The organism is Methylobacterium sp. B1 (assembly GCF_000333255.1).
GTDB lineage: Bacteria > Pseudomonadota > Alphaproteobacteria > Rhizobiales > Beijerinckiaceae > Methylobacterium > Methylobacterium fujisawaense.
In genome coordinates this window covers 1-7,938 of sequence record NZ_BACT01000630.1, presented here as the reverse complement: position 1 = coordinate 7,938, position 7,938 = coordinate 1, and the positions used below count along the sequence as shown (strand labels likewise).

The following is a 7,938-nucleotide window of genomic DNA, read 5'->3' as shown; positions in this document are numbered from 1 at the left end:
GGCGGGAAGGACGTCTGTCATCGGGCGCCCGCGGCCGTGCGTGGATCGGGCAGGGGCATCACATCGTAGGTCGGTTGGGTGCCCGGCCGGACCATCGTCATCGCGATTCCGAGCACGTGTCCGCCGGCGCGGCGCAGGTTCGCCACGGTCTCGACGGTGTCGGAGAGCTGCGAGCGGCCGTAGCGGGCGCAGCAGAGCACCCCGTCGACGTGGCGGGCGAGCGTCGGCGCGTCCATCAGGAGGCTGGTGGGCGGCGTATCGAGAAGGACGAGGTCGTAGCGGCGGCTCCAGTCGAGAAAGCCCGCCATCCGGTCGCTCATCAGAAGCTCGGTTGAGTCGGCCGTCGGCGTACCCGCCGGAATGACGTCGAAGCGTCCGGCCGGGACCACGGCTTCGGCCGGGTCGATCTCGCCGCGGAGCACGCCGCCGAGGCCCGGCCCGCGGCCGAGCCCGAGCGACGCCTCGAAATTCGGGCGCCGCAGGTCGCACTCGACGACGAGGACCCGTCGCCCGCCGGCGGCGCCGATCCCGGCCAGCGCGAAGGCCGTGAACGACTTGCCCTCGCGCGGCTTCGCCGAGGTCACCAGGATGACGCGGGACTTGCCGGAGCCCGCCAGGACGAGATGGGCGTGCAGGTTGCGCAGGACGTTCTGCATCACCGGATCGACCCGCGCCCGCGCCAGGGCCTCCGGGAGGTCGAGCGTCCGCTGACGCTCGGAGAAGCGTCCCACCAGCCCGGCTGGCTCCAGGCTGGGCAGCTGCGCGAAGACCGGGGCGCCGGTGCCGGCCATGAGCTGCGCGGAGCTGCGCACCCGTCGGTCGGTGTAGTCGCGCAGCAGCGCGGCAGCGGCGGCGAGGACGCCGGCGAGCACGAAGCCGCCCGCCAGGAACGGCACGGCCTTCGGCGAGAACGGCTCCTGCGGCAGCTCGGCGAGGCTGACCAGCCGCGTGCTGCCGGTGAGGATGCGCCGCTCGGTCTCCAGCTCGCCCGCCCGCTTCACCAGATCGGCGTAGCGGGTGCGCTTGATCTCCGCGTTGCGGACCATGCCCTCGATCGAGGCCTCGTCGTCCATGGCGGCGGCGGCGTCGGTCTTGGCGGTTTCGAGCTGGGCGCGCAGCGACTTGGCGAGGGCGTTCGACGCCTCGTAGGACTTGCGCAAGCCCTTCGCCACGTTGCCGACCTCCTGCTCGATCCGCGTGCGCAGGCTCGCCTGCTCGGTCTCGAGCGCCCGGATGACCGGGTGGCTCGCCCCGAGCAGCGTGCTCTGGTTGGCGAGCTGCGCACTGACGCCGCTGAGTTGCTGCTTCAGGGATACGACGGTCTGACTGGCCAGCACCGCCGGGGCACTGTCGGCGCCGCGAGCGCCCTTGTTCTCGATCTCGCTGAGACGCGCGGCGGCATCCGCCTTGGCCGTCTCCGCAGCGGCAAGCTGCTGGCTGATGCTGGTCAGTCGCTCGGCGCTGATCGGGGCCGTCGAGCCCTTCAGCAGGCCCTTGCGACGGCGGAAGGTCTGGATCCGGGTCTCGTCCGCGCGGATCGATGCATCGAGCTGGCTGATCTCGGCATGCAGCCAGTCGGCGGCCGCCTTCCGGCTCGAGGCCTGCGTCTCGCGCTGATCCTCCAGGAAGGCGTTGATCAGGCCGTTGGCCATCGTCTGCGCCGTGTCGGGCAGCGGCGACTTGTAACCGATGGTGATAATGCGCGAGCGGCCCGAACTCAGGACCGTGTAGCGTTTCTGAAGATACTCCACGAGGGCGTTGCGATCCGTCGTGAGCTTCGTACAGGCCGCTTCCTTCTTGGCGCTGATCTCGTCGGGATGCCCGCGGGTCGCCGCAGAGCGGCACTCGGCCATGACGGCCGCGATCAGGCCGTCGTCGATCGCGAGACGCAGCAGCCGGGGCGAGCGGATCACCAGGATCTGGCTCTCGATATCGGCCGGATCGCCGATCTTCTGGATCCAGGCCATGGAGGCGTTGTTCGCCCCGGGCTCCGCTTCGGCGACGATCACCGAGCCGCTCGCCACGTATTGGGGCTGAATCATCAGCAGGGCGGTTACGGCGAGGCCGAGGATCCCGACGAACACCGCTGCGAACAGGTAGCGGCGATGCCAGATCCGGGAGAGGGCGGCGGCCAGCGGGCCGCCGCGCATCGGCTCCTGGGGGAGGGCGCGGACCGGCGCCCGGTCGGCCAGATCGACAGTCAGGAAGGACATGCGGCGCGTCCTCAGCCGACGGCTTCGAGCCGCGGCAGGATCCGCGGGCGCGTCTCGCAGGCGGCTTGATGGAGAGCCATCTGCTGACCGACGAAGCTCACGAAGCGGCTCCGGAACAGCTCGGCCGAGAACATCTCGGCCTGCGCCCAGCAGGCCTCACGGGTGAACAGGCTTTCCTGCTGCAGGAACCGGCCCACGCAATCGGCGATGGCCTGCGGCTCCGGCGTGTCGAAGAACATCCCGGTGCGCTGCGGGCCGCGGACCTGAACCGTCTCGCGGGCGCCGCCGCGGCCCAGCGCGAGGACCGGCGTGCCCTCCGACGTGGCCTCGACCACGATGATCCCGAAATCCTCCTCGGCCGCGAAGATGAAGGCCCGGGCCGTGGCCATGAGGCGCCGCAATTCCCCGTCGGAGACGAAGCCGGAGAACGACACGTTGGGCCCGGCGATCTCCCGCAGCCGTGCCGCATCCGGCCCGGTGCCCGCCACCACGAGTTCGAGATCGGGAAGCAGGGCGAAGGCGCGGATCACGGCCTCGACGTTCTTGTAGGGCACGAGCCGGCTGGCCACGAGGAAGTGGTTGCCGCGCGGCCCGTCGTAGCGCTGGCTCGGGAGATTGATGGGCGGGTGGATGACCTCGGCGGTGCGGCCGTAGACCTTGTGGATGCGCCGGGCGACGAAGGCGGAATTGGCCACGATCGCGTTGGGACCGGCTGCGGTGCGGAAGTCCCAGACCCGCATCCGGTGCAGGATGAGCCGGGCGAGCAGGCTCTTCATCCCGGCGTCGCAGCCGCTCTCCCTCAGGTAGGTATGCTGCATGTCCCAGGCGTAGCGCATGGGCGAGTGAATGTAGGAGACGTGCAGCTGGTCGGGTCCGGTCAGGACGCCCTTGGCCACCGCGTAGCTGCTGGAGATGACGAGATCGTAGGCCGAGAGGTCGAACTGTTCGATCGCGAGCGGCATCAGGGGCAGGTAGTTGCGGTGCCGAGTCCGCGCGAACGGCATGCGCTGGATGAAACTTGTCCGCGCCTGCGTGTAGCCCAGCCGCTCCCGATCCTCTTCGGACAGGAAATCGAAGAGCGCGAAGACATCCGCGTCGGGATAGATCCGCAGCAGCTGCTCGAGGACACGCTCGGCGCCACCGACGATATACAACCAGTCGTGAACAATCGCGACACGCATCACAGCTTCCTCGTCGGCACGCCAGACGCGGGACCAATCAATACTGTCCTGCCGCCCCCGCCTGTGACAGCGAGCAGAGGCGCACTGGAAAGAGTAATGGAGACATCGGCCCTAAAAAAGGGGTCACCGCCTCGACAACAGTTGGAAATAGGCCCTGTTCAGATGTGTAATACCGAGTGTAAACTTAATTTTTATGAATTAGTAACGTTAATGATCGGCATTCTCTGCGCGGTCAGCGCGTGGCTTCGGTTTATGCACTGGCAGCGCAAGCCGGTCGCGGCCTGCGCCGCGGAGATCCTGCGTGGCGCAGGCTACGAGGCGATCGGCGTCGGCTGAGAGGCAGGACGCGTCCGTCGATGGAGCCGGTGTCGCAGGCCGGCGATCAGAGGGGTCTCGACATATCGGAACAGCACCTCTCCCGCGGCCACAGAGGCCGGAAACGCGATGGCGAAGATGAGAGCGGCACGCGCGTATCCGGGGGCGACGAGGAGCGCTGCAAGCTTGGCGGCGCTGTGAAGCAGCAGGTTGTGGACCAGGTAGAAGGAGTAGCTGGCATTGCCTTGCGAGAGCAGCCAGCGCGATTTCAGCGCGACGCCGCCCTGCTCCAGGAGCAGCATCGCGCCGACGACGAGGACGGCCGCGGAGCCCCAGACCAGCGGCCGGGCGAATCCAGACAATTCGGGGCTGGCGTCGAGCAGCGTGGTGGCGATCTGGCCGCCGAGGACGAGCAGCGCCGCCGCGGACAGGGCGGCACAGGCCAAGCGCCTGACCGGGAAGCCCGCGGGCGGGATGCCGAGGCGCAGATAGGCGTAGCCCAGGCCGATGCCGGCGGCGAACTCGATGATGATCGGCTTCGTGTAGTAGGCCCAGTACAGGCCCGGGGCGGGCAGAAGTCCGAGCAGGATCAACGCGAGGAAGATTGCGGCCGCGCCCAGCGCCCGGACGGCGGGCTTCGACACCAGCAGCAGGCCCGCGAAGACCACGTAAAAAAACATTTCGTAGTTGAGCGTCCAGCCGACGGAATTCAGAGGCTCGATGAAGCCTCCGCGGGAAAACGGCAGGAACAGCAACGACTGGATGAGGTAGTCCGGCCGGACCTCCATGATCCCGATAGGCTTCAGGCCGGTCAGCGCGATGAGCGCCAGGCCGATCGTGACGAGCCAGTAGACCGGGACGACGCGCGACGCCCGGCGGAGCAGGAACCCACCGGGGCTCTCACGGCGGCCGCTGGTGCTCACGAACATGATGAACCCGGACAGGACGAAGAAGACGTCCACGCCGAAGGCGCCGAAGGCCAGGAGATCCGGTCGCGGCAAAACCGGTCCGATATACAGGCCGTAATGCGTGAGGAAGACAAGGTATGACGCGACGGCACGCAGAATTTGAAGATTGTCGATCATCGCGCGCCGGCTGATGCCTGGGGCTCCGCCCGGGACAGGCGAAGCCGCAACCTTATGGCCACGATGGCCCCGCCACGTCACGACGAGTCCCGAATCGTCCTAAATGGCTCCTCATCCCGAACTGACGTCACGCCGCGCATTTAAGCGCGTAAGTTGCTAAATCCGCGAATTGGCGGGAGAGTCGATCGCGAATTAAAGAGCCGGAAAGTGATCGTAAAGGTAGCGGCGGCCAATATAGCGCTCGGGCCGCGTGAGCTGCCTGGATACGCCGCGCGCATCCCCGTATCGCAACACGCGCACGGCTATTTACTATTAATCAATAGATAATTTGACGGCGGGCCGATCCGTTCAATAGCGTCGTTATGACTGGAATAGGGAGTTCCGCCTTGAACATCGCTCAGGATATCCGTGAGATCCTAGGATCGAACGAAGCCTTCGCCGGCAAGGCCGACCAGCTCTCCGAGGATGACAGCCTGTTCGATCGCGGGCTGGATTCGTTCGGCTCGGTGCAGCTGATGTTGGCGCTGGAGGAGCGCTTCAACATCGAGTTCCCCGATGAACTCCTGAACCGCAAGTCGTTCTCGTCCATCCGCGCGATTCGCGAGGCCGTCTCCACGCTGATCCAGCAGGAAGCCGCATGAGCACGTTTGCCGCGCGCGCCGAGCGGGTGGCGGCGGTGGCGGCGCGTCACGCCGACGCCGTCGATCGCGAAGGCCGCTTCCCCGAAGAGGCGGTGGCGGCGCTGAAGGCCGAGCGCCTCCTCGGTCTTCAGATCCCGGGGCAGTTCGGCGGCGAGGGGGCTGGGCTCGTCCAGATCGCCGAGCTGTGCAGCACGCTCGGGCAGGCTTGCAGCGCGGCCGCGATGGTGTTCGCGATGCACCACATCAAGGTGTCGAGCCTCGTGACCCACGGGCTCGACAGCCCGTGGCACGGCCGCCTGATGGAGCGGATCGCCCGCGAGCAATTGCTGGTCGCCTCCTCGACCACCGAAGCCGGCATCGGCGGCGACCTGCGCAACAGCCTCTGCGCAGTGGAGACCACCGGTGAGGTCTTCGCCCTCGGCAAGGACGCGTCGGTGATCTCCTACGGCGCCCGGGCCGACCTGATCCTCGCCACGGCTCGGCGCCATCCGGACGCGGCGACGTCCGATCAGGTCCTCGTCGCGCTGATGGCCGATCAGATCTCCCTGGTGCGCACGGGGGATTGGGACACCCTCGGGATGCGCGGGACGTGCAGCGACGGCTTCCGCCTGGAAGCCCGGAACGTCCCGGTCGAGCAGATCCTGCCGAAGCCGTTCGCGGAGATCGCCGCCCAGTCGATGCTGGCCTCGTCGCACTTGCTGTGGAGCAGCGTGTGGTACGGGATCGCGACCTACGCGGTGGACCGCGCCCGCGCCTTCGTGCAGGCCGAGGCCCGACGGCGGCCCGGGCAGGTCCCGCCCACGGCCCTGCGGCTGGCCGAGGTCTCTAACGCGCACCAGGCTATGCGCGGCACCATCGTGTCGGCCCTGCGCCGCTTCGAGGATGCGCACGGGGACGCCGACACGATCGGCTCCGTCGGCTTCTGCGTGATGCTGAACAACCTTAAGGTCACCGTCTCCGACATGGCGGTCGAGATCGTGCGGGGTGCGCTCGCGATCGTCGGTCTCGCCGGATACAGGAACGACACGCCCTTCAGCCTGGGACGGCCGCTGCGCGACGTCCTCTCCGCACCGCTGATGATCGGCAACGATCGCATCCTCGCCAACACCGCCAAGCTCCTGCTCGTGCAGAAGGGCAGCGGCCAGCTCATGAGTGCGTGATGGAATCGATCTCCTCTCCCGCCGGCGACGTCCTCCCCGAGGACGAGCCGGCCGGCGGTCCGACGTTCCTCGACCGCCTGTTCGACCACGGGCTGCTGGTCCGGACCGGCGTCGACGGCCTCTACGGCCGCAGCGGCGGCTTCGAGAGCGTCGTCGACGCCCTCGACCGGATGATCACGCGTCTCGGCGCCGCCGAGGGGGCCGAGGTGCTGCGCTTCCCGCCCGCGATGAGCCGGTCGGCCTTCGAGCGCAGCGGGTACCTCAAGGGGTTCCCGAACCTCGCCGGCACCGTCCACAGCTTCTGCGGCGACGCCCGCGGCCATGCCGAGATCCTCGCCTGTCTGGAGGCCGGGACCGACTGGACCGGCCAGCAGGAGGCCACCGACGTCGTCCTGACGCCCGCGGCCTGCTACCCGGTCTATCCGGTGGCTGCCGCCCGGGGGGCGCTGCCCGCCGCGGGCCGCCTCTTCGACCTGCAATCCTATTGCTTCCGGCGCGAGCCCTCGCTGGAGCCGACCCGGATGCAGCTCTTCCGCATGCGCGAATACGTGCGCATGGGCAGTCCCGAGCAGGTTCTGGCCTTCCGCGAGTCGTGGCTTGAACGCGGCACGGCGATGATGCGCGACCTCGGTCTTCCGCTCGCCATCGACGCGGCCAACGACCCGTTTTTCGGGCGCGCCGGCCGGATGCTCGCCAACAACCAGCGGGCGCAGGGCCTCAAGTTCGAACTGAACGTCCCGGTCAACAGCGTCGAGAATCCGACCGCCTGTCTCAGCTTCAACTATCACCAGGACCATTTCGGCAGCACCTGGGACCTGCATCAGGCGGATGGCGCGGTCGCCCATACGGCCTGCGTCGGCTTCGGCCTGGAGCGGATCACCCTGGCGCTGCTGCGCCACCACGGACTCGATCTCGCCGCCTGGCCTGAGGCCGTCCGCGCCGAGCTGTGGGGTTGAGGCGGTGACCGCCGCTCTGCGCCGGCCGGAGGATCTCGGAGCCGCGGGACCCTACGCCCCGCACCCGCTCCACGGGTCCGGCCGCGATTGGCCGGAGACGAATTGCTACGTCGACCTCTGGATCGAGCTCCTGCACGGACGCGGCCTCGTGCCCGAGGCGATGCTGGGCTTCACCCTGCGGCAGGATTTCGAGGGCGACCAGTTCACCTTCTTCAAGCCGCCGCCCGGCGACATCGAGCGGCTCTATGGGCTGGAGGTGCTGGAACTCGCGGTCTACGGGGGCCTTGAGGCCCATGCCGTGCGTCAGGCGGAGGCCGGCCGCCCGGTGCTGGTCGAAATCGACGCGATCTATCTGCCCGATACCCAGGGGACGACCTACGGCCGGGG

General features: G+C 68.3%; 8 protein-coding genes. 5 read left to right on the top strand and 3 right to left on the bottom strand.

Going from position 1 to position 7,938, the window contains the following annotated elements; genetic code table 11:
- Positions 1-17: 17 nt before the first annotated feature.
- Positions 18-2,213: a polysaccharide biosynthesis tyrosine autokinase gene (locus I53_RS18700; protein WP_043353399.1), complete on the bottom strand. Its 2,196-nt coding sequence runs from the start codon at positions 2,211-2,213 to the stop codon at positions 18-20.
- 11 nt (positions 2,214-2,224) lie between these two features.
- Complete coding sequence (locus I53_RS18695; protein WP_043353397.1) at positions 2,225-3,394, bottom strand: glycosyltransferase; 1,170 nt, start codon at positions 3,392-3,394, stop codon at positions 2,225-2,227.
- A gap of 96 nt (positions 3,395-3,490) precedes the next feature.
- On the opposite strand from I53_RS18695, the gene I53_RS33410 reads away from it, so the two are divergent.
- Positions 3,491-3,730, top strand: coding sequence for a hypothetical protein (locus I53_RS33410; protein WP_148291196.1), 240 nt, complete (start codon positions 3,491-3,493; stop codon positions 3,728-3,730).
- Here I53_RS33410 and I53_RS18690 read toward each other — a convergent pair.
- A complete protein-coding gene (locus I53_RS18690; protein ID WP_043353395.1) occupies positions 3,706-4,794 on the bottom strand; it encodes an acyltransferase in 1,089 nt (362 codons plus the stop codon). The two genes, I53_RS33410 and I53_RS18690, sit on opposite strands and share 25 nt — an antisense overlap.
- A 386-nt stretch (positions 4,795-5,180) precedes the next feature.
- Here I53_RS18690 and I53_RS18685 point away from each other — a divergent pair, with 386 nt between their 5' ends.
- The 4 genes from I53_RS18685 to I53_RS18670 form a co-directional block, all read left to right on the top strand.
- Positions 5,181-5,435, top strand: a complete 255-nt coding sequence (locus I53_RS18685; protein WP_043353394.1) for an acyl carrier protein — start codon at positions 5,181-5,183, stop codon at positions 5,433-5,435.
- Positions 5,432-6,595 carry an acyl-CoA dehydrogenase family protein gene (locus I53_RS18680; RefSeq protein WP_043353391.1) on the top strand — a complete coding sequence of 388 codons (1,164 nt, stop codon included), beginning with the start codon at positions 5,432-5,434 and terminating at the stop codon, positions 6,593-6,595. The genes I53_RS18685 and I53_RS18680 overlap by 4 nt, the downstream gene beginning before the upstream one ends.
- Complete coding sequence (locus tag I53_RS18675; RefSeq protein ID WP_251982364.1) at positions 6,595-7,551, top strand: amino acid--[acyl-carrier-protein] ligase; 957 nt, start codon at positions 6,595-6,597, stop codon at positions 7,549-7,551. Before I53_RS18680 ends, I53_RS18675 begins: the two co-directional genes overlap by 1 nt.
- A gap of 4 nt (positions 7,552-7,555) precedes the next feature.
- The coding region (locus I53_RS18670; protein WP_043353385.1) for a DUF1839 family protein at positions 7,556-7,938 on the top strand (383 nt) is incomplete at its 3' end.

Bases quoted from the DNA above. Each gene is read 5' to 3' on its own strand.
- I53_RS18700 (WP_043353399.1), bottom strand. From the start codon at position 2,213: ATGTCCTTCCTGACTGTCGATCTGGCCGACCGGGCGCCGGTCCGCGCC.
- I53_RS18695 (WP_043353397.1), bottom strand. From the start codon at position 3,394: ATGCGTGTCGCGATTGTTCACGACTGGTTGTATATCGTCGGTGGCGCC.
- I53_RS33410 (WP_148291196.1), top strand. From the start codon at position 3,491: ATGGAGACATCGGCCCTAAAAAAGGGGTCACCGCCTCGACAACAGTTG.
- I53_RS18690 (WP_043353395.1), bottom strand. From the start codon at position 4,794: ATGATCGACAATCTTCAAATTCTGCGTGCCGTCGCGTCATACCTTGTC.
- I53_RS18680 (WP_043353391.1), top strand. From the start codon at position 5,432: ATGAGCACGTTTGCCGCGCGCGCCGAGCGGGTGGCGGCGGTGGCGGCG.
- I53_RS18675 (WP_251982364.1), top strand. From the start codon at position 6,595: ATGGAATCGATCTCCTCTCCCGCCGGCGACGTCCTCCCCGAGGACGAG.